11 protein-coding genes and 1 tRNA gene are annotated in these 15911 nt (G+C 71.2%); 9 read left to right on the top strand and 3 right to left on the bottom strand.

Translation table 11 applies throughout. The features are described from left to right. Window positions 1–18: 18 nt before the first annotated feature. The 4 genes from ACRYR2_RS12875 to ACRYR2_RS12860 all read left to right on the top strand — a co-directional run bounded on the left by ACRYR2_RS12875 (window position 19) and on the right by ACRYR2_RS12860 (window position 8139). Window positions 19–858, top strand: coding sequence for a DsbA family protein (locus tag ACRYR2_RS12875; protein WP_432563260.1), 840 nt, complete (start codon window positions 19–21; stop codon window positions 856–858). Continuing rightward, window positions 855–1838 (top strand): prolipoprotein diacylglyceryl transferase, encoded by a 984-nt coding sequence (gene lgt, locus ACRYR2_RS12870; protein ID WP_432563259.1) that lies wholly within the window; start codon window positions 855–857, stop codon window positions 1836–1838. Before ACRYR2_RS12875 ends, lgt begins: the two co-directional genes overlap by 4 nt. 249 nt (window positions 1839–2087) lie before the next feature. After that, on the top strand, window positions 2088–6689 hold the full coding sequence (gene gltB / locus ACRYR2_RS12865; RefSeq protein ID WP_432563258.1) for a glutamate synthase large subunit: 4602 nt from the start codon (window positions 2088–2090) through the stop codon (window positions 6687–6689). After that, on the top strand, window positions 6682–8139 hold the full coding sequence (locus tag ACRYR2_RS12860) for a glutamate synthase subunit beta (RefSeq protein WP_432563257.1): 1458 nt from the start codon (window positions 6682–6684) through the stop codon (window positions 8137–8139). The genes gltB and ACRYR2_RS12860 overlap by 8 nt, the downstream gene beginning before the upstream one ends. A 52-nt stretch (window positions 8140–8191) precedes the next feature. Here the strand turns inward: ACRYR2_RS12860 and ACRYR2_RS12855 are convergent, their stop codons facing one another. Both ACRYR2_RS12855 and ACRYR2_RS12850 read right to left on the bottom strand, forming a co-directional pair. Beyond that, window positions 8192–8971 carry an FRG domain-containing protein gene (locus tag ACRYR2_RS12855; RefSeq protein WP_432563256.1) on the bottom strand — a complete coding sequence of 260 codons (780 nt, stop codon included), beginning with the start codon at window positions 8969–8971 and terminating at the stop codon, window positions 8192–8194. 154 nt (window positions 8972–9125) lie between these two features. Then, a complete protein-coding gene (locus tag ACRYR2_RS12850; RefSeq protein ID WP_432563255.1) occupies window positions 9126–9530 on the bottom strand; it encodes a hypothetical protein in 405 nt (134 codons plus the stop codon). 135 nt (window positions 9531–9665) lie between these two features. Here ACRYR2_RS12850 and pyk point away from each other — a divergent pair, with 135 nt between their 5' ends. Beyond that, entirely contained in the window at window positions 9666–11105 is a 1440-nt protein-coding gene (pyk, locus tag ACRYR2_RS12845) for a pyruvate kinase (protein WP_432563254.1), read from the top strand. Window positions 11106–11371: 266 nt separating this feature from the next. Here the strand turns inward: pyk and ACRYR2_RS12840 are convergent. After that, window positions 11372–11445, bottom strand: a tRNA-Leu gene (locus ACRYR2_RS12840). Window positions 11446–11568: 123 nt separating this feature from the next. On the opposite strand from ACRYR2_RS12840, the gene ACRYR2_RS12835 reads away from it, so the two are divergent. From ACRYR2_RS12835 to ACRYR2_RS12820, 4 genes are all read left to right on the top strand, one after another. Beyond that, window positions 11569–12195: an ANTAR domain-containing response regulator gene (locus ACRYR2_RS12835; RefSeq protein WP_432563253.1), complete on the top strand. Its 627-nt coding sequence runs from the start codon at window positions 11569–11571 to the stop codon at window positions 12193–12195. 288 nt (window positions 12196–12483) lie between these two features. Then, complete coding sequence (locus ACRYR2_RS12830) at window positions 12484–13656, top strand: branched-chain amino acid ABC transporter substrate-binding protein (RefSeq protein WP_432563252.1); 1173 nt, start codon at window positions 12484–12486, stop codon at window positions 13654–13656. A gap of 84 nt (window positions 13657–13740) precedes the next feature. Further along, window positions 13741–14730: a branched-chain amino acid ABC transporter permease gene (locus ACRYR2_RS12825; RefSeq protein ID WP_432563251.1), complete on the top strand. Its 990-nt coding sequence runs from the start codon at window positions 13741–13743 to the stop codon at window positions 14728–14730. Then, window positions 14727–15869 carry a branched-chain amino acid ABC transporter permease gene (locus ACRYR2_RS12820; protein WP_432563250.1) on the top strand — a complete coding sequence of 381 codons (1143 nt, stop codon included), beginning with the start codon at window positions 14727–14729 and terminating at the stop codon, window positions 15867–15869. The genes ACRYR2_RS12825 and ACRYR2_RS12820 overlap by 4 nt, the downstream gene beginning before the upstream one ends. The last annotated feature ends 42 nt before the right edge of the window (window positions 15870–15911 follow it).

Raw genomic sequence — 15911 nt, 5'->3', positions numbered from 1 at the left:
GACGAGGAGATCGAAGCGTTGAGCAGCAAGAAGCGGACCGGCGGCAACCCCGCACGCGCGGGCGAGGTGGAGGACGCGCGCGAGGCGCGGCGGGCCAAGGCCGCCGCGCTGCGCCAGCGCGAGCTCGCCCGCGAGCGCAGCCGCCGGGTGCTGCTGGTCAGCATCGCCGTCGTCGTGGTGCTCGCCCTGGCGGCGGTCGTCTTCGTCGTCATCGACCGCTCGCGCCAGGACGACGTCCCGCTCGCGGCGCAGGCCGTCCCGCCGAGCGCGTCGGGCAACGGCGCGGGCCTCGTGCTGGCCGGCACGCCCGCCGCCGGGGCGCCCACGGTGGACGTCTGGCTGGACTACCAGTGCCCGTACTGCGCGCGCTTCGAGGCCGCCGCCGGTGACGCCGTCGTGGAACTGGCCAGCAGCGGCCAGGCGACCGTCGTGGTGCACACGCTGACCTTCCTGGACGGCAACCTGGGCAACGACTCCTCCCAGCGCGCGGCCGAGGCCGCGGCCGCCGCCGACGCCCAGGGTCGCTTCGCCGAGTACAACCAGGTCGTCTTCGCCAACCAGCCCGAGCAGGAGGGCACCGGGTACACCGACGCCCAGCTGCGCGACTTCGCCGAGCAGGCCGGCGTTCCCGACCTGGAGGCCTGGCAGGCCGCCGTCGACGGTCACGCCTACCGCGACTACGTGACCTCGATCGCCGACTCCCAGCAGGAGGCCGGCGTCCAGGGCACCCCGACGGTGACGGTCACCCCCGAAGGCGGCGAGAAGAGCGAGATCCCGATCGAGCAGCTGCTCGGCGCCGACCCGGTCGGGGCGCTGCAGCAGGCCGTCGCCGCCGCCACGCCCGCGGCCACGCCGTGATCGGCGCGTCCCTGCCGAGCCCCACGGTCGCCGTCTGGCACCTGGGCCCGGTGCCGATCAGGGCGTACGCGCTGTGCATCGTGGTCGGCATCGTGCTCGGCGTCTGGATCGCCGAGCGGCGCTGGCGGGCCCGGGGTGGACGCGACGACTTCATCCTCGACGTGGCCGTGTGGGCCGTTCCGCTCGGTGTCGTCGGCGCCCGGCTCTACCACGTCCTCACCTCCCCGGAGGCGTACTTCGGCGCCGGCGGTGACCCCGTCCGGGCGCTGTACGTGTGGGAGGGCGGCCTGGGGATCTGGGGCGCCATCGCCGGGGGAGCGCTGGGTGCCTGGATCGCCTGCCGGCGGGCGGGGTACCGGTTCCTGCCGCTGGCCGACGCCATGGCGCCGGGACTGCTGGTGGCGCAGGCCTGCGGCCGCTGGGGGAACTGGTTCAACAACGAGCTGTACGGCCGCGCCACCGACCTGCCGTGGGCCCTGGAGGTCCACCGCTGGGACGAGGCGGCCGGCCGGGCGGTGACCGACGCGAGCGGCGCCCCGGTCGTCGTGGGCACCTTCCACCCCACGTTCCTGTACGAGTCGCTGTGGTGCCTGCTCGTCGCGGCGGTCATCGTGCTGCTGGACCGGCGCGTGCAGCTGCGGCACGGGCAGGCGTTCTTCCTCTACGTGGCCCTCTACTGCCTCGGGCGCAGCGTCTTCGAGGCGCTGCGCATCGACACCGCGAACGAGATCGCGGGTCTGCGGGTCAACCAGTGGGTCGCGGGGATCATCTTCCTCGCCGCACTCGCTGCGTTCGTCCGCTCACGCCGCGTAAATGCTGGTCGGGGCGAGGTCCTGGAACGGGTACCCTCCTCCGAGTTGCCGGCGGCCACCACCCCGGGCGGTGACACTGCGACGCAGACCGGCGGACCGACCGTCACCGCTTCTGCCGATCGACCCTCACCGGACCGTGACGAACGGCCGGACGCGAAGGAATCGTGATCGAACCTCGATCCTCGGGTGATGCCGGAGTGCTCCTGAGCACGGCGTCCCGCGCGTTACAGTGAGGTGAACGCGGGCCAGCGCCGCCCCTCGTTCGTGGCGCGCGCCCTCCAGGCGCGAGCCTCATCTCGAAGAGACTGACCCGGCTCGCCGAGAACCGCCCACCCGGGCGAACGCTCGAGGAGACCCGTCGAGAGGCCCCCCTGTCCATCGAGGTCCAGCGACCTCTCTCCGAGGACGGTGCACTGCATGTCGCAACTCCCCGCGTCGCACCCGACCAGCACGCAGCAGGTCCGCCCGCTGCCGTTCACGTCGTTCCCCCCGAACGCCGGTCTGTACGACCGCGACAACGAGAAGGACGCCTGTGGTGTGGCCTTCGTGGCCACGATGCGCGGCGAACCCGGCCACGACATCGTCGAGCACGCGCTCACCGCACTGCGCAACCTCGACCACCGCGGCGCCGTGGGCGCCGAGACCAACACCGGCGACGGCGCCGGCATCCTGACCCAGGTCCCCGACGAGTTCCTGCGCGCCGTCATGGCCGAGCAGGGCGTCGAGCTGCCCGCCAAGGGCGCCTACGCCGTCGGCAACGCCTTCCTGCCCCTGGACGCCGACGAGCGGGCCGAGGCCGTGCGCCGCATCGAGGAGATCGCCGTGGCCGAGGGCCTCGACGTCCTCGGCTGGCGCGACGTGCCCGTGACCGCGGACCTGGTCGGTCAGCAGGCGCGGGCCTGCATGCCGTTCTTCGCCCAGCTCTTCGTCGCCACCCGCACCGACGGGCTGCGGCCGCTGGAGACCGGCATCGACCTCGACCGCCGCGTCTACGCGCTGCGCAAGCTGGCCGAACGCGACCTGGGCGTCTACTTCCCCTCGCTGTCGGCGCGGACCATGGTCTACAAGGGCATGCTCACCACCGGGCAGCTCGAGCCGTTCTTCCCGGACCTGTCCGACCGCCGGTTCACCTCCGAGCTGGGCCTGGTCCACTCGCGGTTCTCGACGAACACGTTCCCGAGCTGGCCGCTGGCGCACCCGTTCCGCACCATCGCCCACAACGGTGAGATCAACACCGTCAAGGGCAACCGGAACTGGACCGCGGCCCGCGAGTCGACCATGAGCACCCCGCTCATCCCCGGCGACGTCCAGCGCCTGGGCCCGATCTGCGCCACCGAGGGCTCGGACTCGGCCTCCTTCGACGAGGTCCTCGAGCTGCTGCACCTGGCCGGCCGGTCGCTGCCGCACGCGGTGCTGATGATGATCCCCGAGGCGTGGGAGAACAACACCGAGATGGACCCGGCCCGCCGGGCCTTCTACGAGTTCCACTCGATGTTCTCCGAGCCGTGGGACGGCCCCGCCAACCTCACCTTCACCGACGGCACCGTCATCGGCGGCGTCCTGGACCGCAACGGCCTGCGCCCCTCGCGGTACTGGGTGACCGACGACGGCCTGGTCGTGCTGGCCTCCGAGACCGGCGTCCTGGAGCTGGACCCGTCCTCCATCGTGGCCCGCGGCCGCGTCGCGCCGGGCAAGATGTTCCTCGTCGACACGGCCAAGGGCCGCATCGTCGACGACGAGGAGATCAAGGCCGAGCTCGCCGCCGCCCAGCCGTACGCCGAGTGGCTCAAGAACGTCGTGCGACTCGGCGACCTGCCCCCGCGCGAGCACATCGTGCACTCGCACGCCTCGGTCACCCGCCGCCAGCAGACCTTCGGCTACACCGAGGAGGAGCTGCGGCTCATCCTGGCGCCGATGGCCCGCGCGGCTGCCGAGCCGATCGGCTCGATGGGGTCGGACACGCCGCTGGCGGTGCTCTCCGAGCGCCCGCGGCTGCTGTTCGACTACTTCACCCAGCTGTTCGCGCAGGTCACCAACCCGCCGCTGGACGCCATCCGCGAGGAACTGGTCACCTCGCTGATCAGCACCACGGGGCCGCAGAAGAACCCGCTGGCGGAGTCGGCCGCGCACTGCCACCAGCTGGTGCTGCCCTTCCCGGTGATCGACAACGACGAGCTCGCCAAGATCGTCCACATCGACCGCGACCGCCGCAACCCGGGCCGCACGACGCACATCGTCAAGGGGCTGTACCGGGTCGCCGGCGGCGGTGCCGAGCTCGCCCGCCGGATCGAGGAGATCCGCGCCGAGGTCTCCCGCGCGATCGCCGACGGGGCCGTCTTCGTCGTGCTGTCCGACCGCGAGTCCAACGCCGAGTACGCACCGATCCCCTCGCTGCTGCTGACCTCGGCCGTGCACCACCACCTGGTGCGGCAGAAGCTGCGCACCCAGGTCGGCCTGGTCGTCGAGGCCGGTGACGTGCGCGAGGTGCACCACGTCGCGCTGCTCATCGGCTACGGCGCGGCCGCGATCAACCCCTACCTGGCGATGGAGACCGTGGAGGACCTCGTCCGCCACCAGGTCATCACCAACGTCGACGCCCAGACCGCGGTCAGGAACCTCATCAAGGCGCTCGGCAAGGGCGTCCTGAAGGTCATGTCCAAGATGGGCATCTCCACCGTCGCCTCCTACCGCGGCGCGCAGGTCTTCGAGGCCCTGGGCCTGTCCCAGACCCTCGTCGACGAGTACTTCACCGCCACCACCTCCCGCCTGGGCGGCGTCGGGCTGGACGTGCTGGCCGAGGAGGTCGCCCAGCGGCACCGCCTGGCCTACCCCGTGGAGGGGCAGGAGCGTGCGCACCGCCGCCTGGAGACCGGTGGCGAGTACCAGTGGCGTCGTGAGGGCGAACCGCACCTGTTCGACCCCGAGACGGTCTTCCAGCTGCAGCACTCCACCCGGCAGCGCAACGAGGCCCTCTTCCGCAAGTACACCTCGCGGGTCGACGAGCAGTCCGAGCGGCTCATGACCCTGCGCGGCCTGCTGTCGCTGAAGAAGGGTGTGCGCGAACCGGTTCCGCTGGAGGAGGTCGAGCCGGTCAGCGAGATCGTCAAGCGCTTCGGCACCGGGGCGATGAGCTACGGCTCCATCTCCCAGGAGGCGCACGAGGTCCTGGCCGTGGCGATGAACCGCCTCGGCGGCCGGTCGAACTCCGGCGAGGGCGGCGAGGACGTCGACCGCCTCTACGACCCCGAGCGCACCTCGAAGGTCAAGCAGATCGCCTCGGGCCGCTTCGGCGTCACGAGCAACTACCTCACCTCCGCGACCGACCTGCAGATCAAGGTCGCCCAGGGCGCCAAGCCCGGTGAGGGCGGTCAGCTGCCGGGCCACAAGGTGTACCCGAACATCGCCAGGACCCGGCACTCCACGCCGGGCGTCGGGCTCATCTCCCCGCCGCCGCACCACGACATCTACTCGATCGAGGACATCGCCCAGCTCATCCACGACCTGAAGAACGCGAACCCCTCCGCTCGGGTCCACGTGAAGCTGGTCTCGGAGGTCGGGGTCGGCACGGTCGCGACGGGTGTGTCCAAGGCCAAGGCCGACGTCGTGCTGATCTCCGGCGCCGACGGCGGGACGGGCGCCGCCCCGCTGACGAGCCTGAAGCACGCCGGCGGTCCCTGGGAGCTCGGCCTGGCCGAGACCCAGCAGACCCTGGTGGTCAACGGGCTGCGCGACCGGATCGTGGTCCAGGTCGACGGGCAGTTCAAGACCGGCCGCGACGTCGTCATCGCCGCCCTGCTGGGCGCCGAGGAGTTCGGTTTCGCGACCGCGCCGCTGGTCGTCTCGGGCTGCATCATGATGCGCGTCTGCCAGCTGGACACCTGCCCGGTCGGCGTCGCGACGCAGAACCCCGAACTGCGGGCGCGCTTCACCGGCAAGGCCGACTACGTCGTGAACTTCTTCGAGTTCATCGCCGCCGAGGTCCGCGAGATGCTGGCCTCGCTGGGCTTCCGCTCCATCCAGGAGGCCGTCGGCCACGTCGAGGTCCTCGACACCCGCCGCGCCGTCGCGCACTGGAAGGCGTCCGGGCTGGACCTGGCGCCGATCCTGCACGCGCCGACCGCGCCGGAGGGCTCGACGCTGCACAACTCCCAGACGCAGGACCACGGTCTGGAGAAGGCTCTGGACCACGTCCTCATCGAGCGGGCCGCCGACGCCCTCGTCAGCGGTACCCCGGTGCAGATCGAGCTGCCCGTCCGCAACGTCAACCGCACCGTCGGGACGCTGCTCGGGCACGAGTTGACCAGGAAGTGGGGCGAGGAGGGGCTGCCCGAGGGCACCATCGACGTCACCTTCACCGGGTCGGCCGGCCAGTCGCTGGGGGCGTTCCTGCCCAAGGGCATCACCTTGCGGCTGTTCGGCGACGCCAACGACTACGTCGGCAAGGGCCTGTCGGGCGGCACCGTCGTGGTGCGCCCGGACCGCTCCTCCGGGTCGCGCGAACGCGACATCGTGGCCGGCAACGTCATCGCCTACGGCGCCACCAGCGGGAAGCTGTTCCTGCGCGGCGAGGTCGGCGAGAGGTTCTGCGTCCGCAACTCCGGGGCGACGGCCGTCGTGGAAGGGGTGGGCGACCACGCCCTGGAGTACATGACCGGTGGTGAGGTCGTGATCCTGGGCCGCGTCGGCCGCAACCTCGCCGCGGGCATGTCGGGCGGCCTGGCCCACGTGCTCGACCTCAAGGAGCACCGCGTCAACCGCGACATGGTCGACGTCGTCCCGCTGGACGACGAGACCGCCGCCCGCGTCCACGGTCTGCTCGTGGCCCACCGCGAGCACACCGACTCCACCATCGCCGCCAAGCTGCTCTCCGACTGGGGCGCTGCCCGGCAGCGGTTCTCGACGATCGTCCCGCGGGACTACCGCCGCGTGCTCGAGGTCCGGGCCAAGGCCGTCAGCGACGGTCTGGAGCCCGACTCCGAGGCCGTGCTCACCCGCATCATGGAGGCTTCTCATGGTTGATCCCCGGGGGTTCCTCACCGTCCGCGAGCGGGAACTGCCTCCGCGCCGGCCGGTGCCGCTGCGTCTGATGGACTGGCGCGAGGTCTACGAGACGCAGGACCGCGCCCAGCTCAAGCGGCAGGCCGGTCGCTGCATGGACTGCGGCATCCCGTTCTGCCACAACGCCTGCCCGCTGGGGAACCTCATTCCCGAGTGGAACGACCTGGTCAGCCGCGGGGACATGCGTGAGGCCATCGAGCGGCTGCACGCGACGAACAACTTCCCCGAGTTCACCGGGAAGCTGTGCCCGGCCCCGTGCGAGTCGGCCTGCGTGCTGGGCATCAACCAGCCGCCGGTGACGATCAAGCAGGTCGAGGTGATGATCGCCGAGAACGCGGCCGACTCCGGCTGGATCACCCCGCAGGTCCCCGAGCGCCTCACCGGCAAGACCGTCGCCGTCATCGGTTCCGGCCCGGCGGGCCTGGCTGCGGCGCAACAGCTCACCCGGTCCGGTCACACCGTCGCGGTCTACGAGCGCGACGACAAGATCGGCGGGCTGATGCGCTACGGCATCCCCGAGTTCAAGATGGAGCGCTCGGTCCTGGACCGCCGGCTGGCCCAGATGGAGGCCGAGGGCACCCGGTTCCGCGCCGGGGTGAACATCGGTGTCGACATCACCGGTGAGCAGCTGCGCGACCGCTACGACGCCATCGTGGTGGCCACGGGGGCGACCCAGTGGCGCGAGGTCGACCTGCCCGGTCGCGACCTGGCCGGCATCCACCAGGCGATGGAGTACCTGCCCCCGACCAACCGCATCGCGGTGGGAGAGGAGCGCCCGGCGGACTACATCGACGCGCACGGCCTGGACGTCGTCATCATCGGCGGCGGCGACACCGGTTCGGACTGCTACGGAACGGCGCTGCGCCAGGGCGCGAAGTCGGTGACGCAGCTGGACATCTACCCGATGGGGCCGCAGGAGCGGGCCGAGACCGAGCCGTGGCCGACGATGCCGAAGGTGTTCTCGGTGTCCTCCTCCCACGAGGAGGGCGGGGAGCGGAAGTTCTCCGCCTCCACCCAGGCGTTCATCGGCGAGGACGGGAAGGTCACCGGCCTGCGCATCGTCGAGGTGCGCAAGGTCGACGGCGTGTGGACGCCGGTCGAGGGCACCGAGCAGGACCTGCCCGCGCAGCTGGTGCTGCTGGCGATCGGGTTCTCCGGTCCCGAGCACGGCGACCTGGTGGGCCAGCTGGGTCTGCAGGCCGACGCCCGCACCCGGTTCACCCGCACCCCCGGGTACGCCACGTCCACCCCCGGGGTGTTCGTCGCCGGCGACGCCGGGCGCGGGCAGTCGCTCATCGTGTGGGCCATCGCCGAGGGGCGCGCGTGTGCGGCCTCCGTCGACGAGTTCCTCATGGGTGACACCGCGCTGCCCTCGCCGATCCGCGCGGACGCGGTGCCGCTGACGGCCTGAGCTCACGCGCTCCCGGGGAGCCCTGCACGCCGAGGGTTCCCCGGGAGCGTCGTCACGTGCGCGGCGGGCTCGTGTAGTAGCGGGTCAGCCAGCGGCTCAACCCGTCCAGGCCGGGGAACAGCACCCGCTCGGTGATGTTGGCCTGGTCCAGCCGTTCCCGCACGCACGGTTTCAGGGCACTGCCGACCACGACGCGCCGCACCAGCGGGGTCGCGGCCCGGGCCAGCCAGTCGTCGGTGCGCGCGTGCGCGGAGGAGAGCACCGAGAAGCTGGCGTACTGGTTGACGATCCGCTCGTCCAGCGACGGCGGTTCGAAGAACGTCAGGAACGGCTCGTCGTCGAGGGCGTCGAAGTCGGCCAGCGTGGGCGCCACCCTGGCCAGCGTCTCCACGCTCAGCTGGGCCCCGCCGCTGGCCTCCAGCTCAGCGCGCAGCGCCTGCGGCAGCAGGTCGTGGACGGCGAGGAAGTCGGCCGACCAGACGGCGCCGTCGACGTCGTGGCGGGCCACGTCGGCCGTGGCGAAGTGCAGCGCCACCAGCGGGGAGTACGTCCAGTCCAGGATGCGTGTCGGCAGCCCGTGGTGCTGGGCCAGCGTCAGCCACTCCCAGTCGCTGTCCTGCTTCGAGAACGGCATCCGCGAGTACTTGCGGAAGTTGCGCAGCAGGTCGCTCTCGCGTTCGGCCCGTCCCAGCCGCTGCACCGAGGTCAGCAGGGCGTGCGCGGCCTCGGACATCCCGCGGTGCACCACGGTGGCGTGGTAACGGCCGGCACGCTCGGGCCAGGGGTCGGCGAACAGCAGGTCGTGCAGTTCGGCCCAGGTCGAGGGCGTCACCGTCTCGACCTCGGGCGCGTCGGACGCCTCGGATGAGTGGTGGTGCGAGGACAACGGTGCCGCCTCCGGTGCCGGGGAGCGCGGCTGCCTGCTCGACCGCCCCTCCAGTGTGTCGCGGAGGGGCGGTACCCCGCTCGTCACCGGGGGGCGCGCGTCACCAGGTGTCGACCTCGTCGCGTCCGTAGGTCCACACGGCGCTGTCGGACAGCACGGTCACGTCGGCGGCGTGACCGGTCAGCCCGCGCGCGGCGGCCGCCTCGCCGATGCGTTCCAGGGCGTGCCGGGCCGCGCCCTGCGCGTCGAGGCCGTCGCCGTCGATGCTCAGGACGACGTCGTGCTCGGGAGCCAGGTCGGGGTCGTTGACGGGCTCCACCCGCGGGTGCGCCGAGTGCAGGTCGGCGACCAGCCCTTCCAGCGCGCCAGCCGGCCAGCCGCCGTCCTCGTGCAACCGGACGTAGACGGCGTACTCGTGGTCGAGGGACTCCTCGACGAGTTCCTCCACCAGGTCGTCGACCTGCCGCTCGAAGTCGTTCTGCGGCTGCGGTTCCTGCGTGTTCACGTGGCCATGGTGGGGCTGCGGCGCAGGTCCCGCACGTCGGCCGCCCGGTGTCGTGCGGGTGGGGATCCGGTGACCGTCGGCCCGGCGGCACGCCCCACGCGTCGGTCACCGGTCGCGGCGCAATAGGGTCGGGGCATGCGCAGAGCGAAGATCGTCTGCACCCTCGGGCCCGCCGTGGCCGGTCCCGAAGGGTTGCGGTCACTGGTGGACGCCGGGATGGACGTCGCCCGGTTGAACTTGAGCCACGGCTCGCACGACGACCACCGGGCGAACTTCGAGGGGGTGCGGGCGGCCGCCGAGGCCACGGGCCGGTCGGTGGCGATCCTGGCCGACCTGCAGGGCCCGAAGATCCGCCTCGGGAAGTTCGCCGACGGACCCCACGACCTGGCCGTCGGTGACGTGTTCACCATCACGACCGAGGACGTCGTGGGCACCAAGGACGTGTGCTCCACCACGTACAAGGGCCTGCCCGGCGACGTGGCGGTCGGCGACCGGATCCTCATCGACGACGGCAAGGTGGGCCTGGAGGTCACCGCCGTCGACGGTCCCCGGGTCACCACCCGCGTGACCGTCCCCGGTCCGGTGAGCAACAACAAGGGCATCAACCTGCCCGGCGTCGCCGTCAGCGTCCCCGCGCTGTCCGAGAAGGACAAGGAGGACCTGCGCTTCGCCCTCAAGCTCGGCGTGGACATGGTCGCGCTGTCCTTCGTGCGCTCGGCCGCCGACGCCGAGGACGTGCACAAGATCATGGCCGAGGAGGGGATCACCGTCCCCTGCATCGCCAAGGTCGAGAAGCCGCAGGCCGTCGAGAACCTGCGCGAGGTCGTCGCCGCCTTCGACGGCATCATGGTCGCCCGCGGTGACCTGGGGGTGGAGCTCCCGCTCGAGGAGGTGCCGCTGGTCCAGAAGCGCGCCATCGAGCTGGCCCGCCGCCAGGCCAAGCCGGTCATCGTCGCGACGCAGATGCTCGAGTCGATGATCACCGCGCCGCGCCCCACGCGCGCCGAGGCCTCCGACTGCGCCAACGCCGTCCTCGACGGCGCCGACGCGCTCATGCTGTCCGGCGAGACCAGCGTCGGGGCGTTCCCGTTCGAGGCCGTGCGCACCATGGCCCGCATCATCGAGAACACCGAGACCCACGGCGCCGAGCGGATCGCGGCGCTGGGCACCGTCCCGCACACCAAGGGCGGCGCCATCACGCTGGCCGCCTCCGAGATCGGCAAGCAGCTCGACGCCAAGCTGCTGGTGACCTTCACCCAGTCCGGTGACTCCGCGCGCCGCCTGTCCCGGCTGCGCTCGCAGATCCCGCTGCTGGCCTTCACCCCCGAGGAGGCGACCCGTCGCCGGCTGGCCCTGTCCTGGGGCATCGAGCCGGAGTACGCGGCGTTCATCTCGACCACCGACGAGATGGTCAAGGAGGTCGACCGTCGTCTGCAGGAGATGGGTCGCTGCTCCGTCGGCGACCTCGTGGTGATCGTCGCCGGTGCCCCTCCGGGCATCGTCGGGTCCACCAACGCCGTGCGTGTCCACCGCATCGGCGACGCGACGTCGGGCGTCAGCGCGGCGTACAAGTAGGACTGGCTCCGCAGGGCGAGCGGGCCTCTGGTTCGCGTCGAGCGGGGCGGAAACGGCGCAAGCGCTCCTTCCCCGGGGAACTCACCCTGGTGGGAGGGGCGCTTGCGCCGTTTCCGCCCCGCTCGACGCGATACGAGACGCGAAGAGCCTCGAAGCGGCGTTCCCCGGTCCCGTGAGGGTCATCGGGAAGTCGCTGCTTCGAGGCTCTTCGCGTCTCGCTGGCCGACACCTGGCCCGCTGCGCTCCGCGCAGCCGATCCGACACGGTGCCCTGGGTGGGATTCGAACCCACACTGGATCGAGTTTGAGTCGATTGCCTCTGCCGGTTGGGCTACCAGGGCGTCCCGGGGGATGCGTCGATCACCCTACCGGGGTGCCGGGACCGGTCGGCGCCGGGGCCCGGCCCACCGTCCGGGCCACCCACGACCACGACGAGTCGTAGTAGCCCCGGGGCACGGACTAGGATGCCCGCTGTGACGAACACTGCCGACACCACCGCCAGCTCTTCCACGACCACACGTCGGGTGGTCGTCGCTGAGGACGAGGCGATCATCCGCCTCGACATCGTCGAGATGCTCACCGAGGCCGGGTACGACGTCGTCGGCCAGGCCGGCGACGGCGAGCAGGCCGTGGCCCTCGCGGAGGAGCACAAGCCCGACCTCGTGGTCATGGACATCAAGATGCCCGTCCTGGACGGCATCTCGGCGGCCGAGCGGATCGCGAAGGCCCGCATCGCCCCGGTCGTGCTGCTGACGGCGTTCTCGCAGGCCGAGCTCGTCGAGCGTGCCCGCGACGCCGGCGCGATGGCCTACGTCGTGAAGCCGTTCACCTCCGCCGACCTGCTCCCGGCGGTCGAGATCGCGGTCAGCCGCTACCAGCAGATCATGGCGCTGGAGGACGAGGTCGCCGACCTCGCCGACCGCTTCGAGACCCGCAAGCTGGTCGACCGGGCCAAGTCGAAGCTGCAGACGCAGTTCGGCATGTCCGAGCCCGAGGCGTTCCGCTGGATCCAGAAGACCTCGATGGACAAGCGCCTGACGATGCGCGAGGTGGCCACCACGGTCATCAGCGCCGGTGACGACCGCGCCTGACCCGTTCCCGGTGCCCCGAGCACTCTCGAGCAGCCCCGACACGCCGACCAGGCGTGCCGGGGCTGTCGTGTTCCGGCGACTCACCGGTCACCGACCGGTACATCTGCGCAGCACCGGGTCCTCCAACTGGCCGATCTGTGTAACGACCCGGTGAACTCGCACACTGAAAGCGTCCGAAGTCCTCACCAGCCCCTTAGTGTTCACCCCGGCTCCACCGCTCCCGGGTGGCGCCCTCGGGTGTGTGCGTCGGTGCGCACCCCCGTGCCCCCGGCTCAGGAGGACAAGCCAGTGCGCTCCATCGTCAAACTCGCGGCCCCCGCCGCGGCCGCCGCCCTTCTGCTCGCCGCATGCGGCACGACCGGTGGTGACGACACCGCCTCCGGTGAAGGCACGTCGGGCGCGAGCAGCTGCCCGGACGGCATCAGCATCGGCTACTTCGGTGCCCTCACCGGAGCCAGCGCCAACCTGGGCGTGAACATCAACAACGGTGTCAAGCTGGCGGTCGACCAGCACAACGCCGAGGACGGCGCCTGCCAGGTCACGCTCACCGACTACGACTCCCAGGGCGACCAGAACCAGGCTCAGGGGCTGGCCCAGCAGGTCGTCGGCGACGAGCAGGTCGTCGGCATCGTCGGCCCGGCGTTCTCCGGCGAGTCCAAGGTCGCCGACCCGATCTTCGCCGAGGCCGGCATCGTCGGCATCACACCGTCGGCGACGAACCCGGAGCTGGCCGAGAACGGCTGGGAGACCTTCTTCCGCGTCCTGGGCAGCGACGCCTCGCAGGGGCCGGCGGCCGCGACCTACCTCACGGAGACGCTGGGCAAGCAGAAGGTCTACGTCGTCGACGACTCCTCGGAGTACGGCAAGGGCCTGGCCGACCTGGTCCGCGCGGAACTCGGTGCCGCCGACGTCAAGGACAACACCATCCAGACCGGGCAGACGGACTTCTCCGCGGTCGTGGCCGACATCCGCGCGACCGGCGCGGACGCGGTGTTCTTCGGCGGGTACTACGCCGAGGCCGGGTTGCTGCTGAAGCAGATGCGCGAATCGGGCCTGACGAACGAGCAGGTCGCGTTCGTCAGCGACGACGGTGCCAAGGACGAGGGCCTGGTCACCGCGGCCGGTGCGGCGGCCGCGGAGGGCGCGCTCGTCACCTGCCCGTGCTCGCCGCCGGAAGAGGTCGAGGGTTCCTTCGTCGAGGACTACACCGCGGCCTACGGCTCGGCGCCGGCGACGTACTCGGCCGAGGGCTACGACGCGGCGACGATCCTGCTCGACGGCATCGCCGAGGGCAACGTCACGCGCGAGGACCTGCTGGCGTACGTGAAGACGTACGACAAGCCGGGCGTCACCAAGCAGCTGAAGTTCGACGACAAGGGCGAGCCCAGCGCGATCACCGTCTGGGCCTACAAGGTCGAGGGCGGTCAGATCGTGGCCGACCAGGAGATCAACGCCTCCTGACGTCTCGCCGACGACCCCACCCGCACTGCGGGTGGGGTCGTCCCGCGTCCGTGCGCATCCCCCCGTCAGCACACCGCACCCCAGGTGGTTCTCCTGTCCACGTTCCTCGACCTGACCTTCACCGGTCTGGTGGTCGGCGCGATCTACGCCCTCTTCGCGCTCGGCTACACCCTCGTCTACGGCGTCCTGCGCCTCATCAACTTCGCGCACTCCGAAGTGTTCATGTGGGGCAGCTTCGGCGCCGTCTGGATGATGACCCTGCTCGGCGCCCACCAGGGCGTGAGCTGGCCGGTCGCCATCGGCATGCTGCTGCTGGCCCTGGTCGCCGCGATGGCGGTGAGCGGTGGTGTCGCGCTCGTCGTGGAGCGGGTCGCCTACCGCCGGCTGCGGGAGAAGCACGCGCCCCCGCTGGTCGCCCTCATCTCCGCCATCGGCGCCTCCTTCGTGCTGTCCGAGATCATGGGCCTGCGGGACCGGATCGCCGGCTGGGCGGGCCTGGAGGACGTCCTGGCCCCCTACGTCCGCCAGGCCCGGGAGAACACCGCGTTCGTCAACCCCCTGCCGAACGTGCAGGTCCTGGCGATCGGTGACTTCCAGATCCGCAGCAACCAGCTCATCGTCCTGCTGGCGGCCATCCTCATGATGGTCGCGCTCGACCAGTTCGTCTCCCGGTCGCGCCTGGGCCGCGGTGTCCGCGCGGTCTCCCAGGACGCCGAGGCGGCCGCGCTGATGGGCGTGAACCAGAAGCGGGTCGTGCAGCTGACCTTCCTCATCGGCGGTCTGATGGCCGGCGCGGCGGCGCTGCTCTACCTCATGCACATCGGGGTGACCCGCTACAACGTGGGGTTCATCCTCGGCATCAAGGCGTTCACGGCCGCCGTCCTCGGCGGCATCGGCAACATCCGCGGCGCGCTCGTCGGTGGACTCGTGCTCGGCCTCGTCGAGAACTACGCCACCCTGTTCGGGCTCGCCTCGTCCTGGAAGGACGTCGTGTCGTTCCTGCTGCTCGTCGTCGTCCTGCTGTTCCGGCCCACCGGCATCCTCGGTGAGTCCCTCGGGAAGGCCCGCGCATGAGCACCAGCACCCGGACCGTCAAGCCGTCCTTCGCGCAGCGCTGGACCGCCCTGCCCAAACCCGCGCAGATCGCGATCTGGTGCCTCATCGCGCTGTTCTTCTTCGTGCTGCCGCTGCTGAACCTGCCGATCGTCTCCACGCAGGACGCCGAGTTCGGCGCGGTCCTGGCGACCGTGGCCAACTACGCCCTCGTCGCCCTCGGCCTGAACATCGTGCTCGGGTACGCCGGCCTGCTCGACCTGGGGTACGTGGGGTTCTACGCCATCGGCGCGTACACCGTGGGGGTGTTCGGCTCCCTGCACGGCCAGGTGAACTGGTTCGTCCTGATCCTCATGGCCGTGACCATCTCCACCGCGAGCGGTCTGCTGCTGGGGGCGCCGACCCTGCGGGTGCGCGGTGACTACCTGGCCATCGTGACCCTCGGTTTCGGCGAGATCATCCGCCTGACGGCGCTGAACTCGGAGTGGCTGAACCAGGCCCGCGGCATCACCGGCATCCCACGGCCGCCCTCGACGGAACTGTTCGGCCTGCCCAGCCTGGTCTGGGACGGCCTGACCGCCAAGGTCGACCTCGGTGAGGGGGCGCGGTCCGTCTTCCTCACGTTCGGGTTGCTCGACGCGGTCCCGTACTACTGGCTCGCGCTGATCGTCATCGTCCTGGTGCTCATCGCCGACCGGCTGCTGCAGAACAGCCGGGTCGGCCGGGCCTGGGAGGCCACCCGCGAGGACGAGGAGGCCGCCGAGCTCAACGGCGTCCCCACGTTCCGCTTCAAGCTGCTGGCCTTCGCCATGGGCGCGTTCGTCGGCGGCCTGTCCGGGGCGCTCTACGCCTCCCGGATCGGGGCGATCAACCCGGACTCCTTCATGATCAACCTGTCGATGATGTTCCTCGCGGCCGTCGTCATCGGCGGGCAGGGCAACCGCTGGGGCGCCATCGTCGGTGGCGTCGTCGTGGCCTACCTGCCGGAGCGCTTCCGCGAGTTCGCCGACTTCCGCATCGTCGTCTTCGGTCTGCTCCTGCTGCTGCTGGCCAACTTCCGGCCGCAGGGTCTGCTGCCACCGCGGCGGGCCCGGCGGGCTCAGCGCGCCGACGAGATGACGAAGGAACTCGAAGGGACCGAGGAGGGCGCTCGTGCCTGAGCTCACGAAGGACAGCCAGCCGACCGCGCGCGAGTTCGGGCC

The sequence above is a fragment of the Kineococcus deserti genome (assembly GCF_050871945.1).
Taxonomy (GTDB): Bacteria; Actinomycetota; Actinomycetes; order Actinomycetales; family Kineococcaceae; genus Kineococcus.
This window is presented reverse-complemented; position numbering and strand designations above follow the sequence as displayed.

What these genes read in the sequence shown, in the direction of transcription:
- pyk (WP_432563254.1), top strand. Translation starts at nt 9,666, where the DNA reads ATGCGCAGAGCGAAGATCGTCTGCACCCTCGGGCCCGCCGTGGCCGGT.
- ACRYR2_RS12820 (WP_432563250.1), top strand. Translation starts at nt 14,727, where the DNA reads ATGAGCACCAGCACCCGGACCGTCAAGCCGTCCTTCGCGCAGCGCTGG.
- ACRYR2_RS12860 (WP_432563257.1), top strand. Translation starts at nt 6,682, where the DNA reads ATGGTTGATCCCCGGGGGTTCCTCACCGTCCGCGAGCGGGAACTGCCT.
- gltB (WP_432563258.1), top strand. Translation starts at nt 2,088, where the DNA reads ATGTCGCAACTCCCCGCGTCGCACCCGACCAGCACGCAGCAGGTCCGC.
- ACRYR2_RS12835 (WP_432563253.1), top strand. Translation starts at nt 11,569, where the DNA reads ATGCCCGCTGTGACGAACACTGCCGACACCACCGCCAGCTCTTCCACG.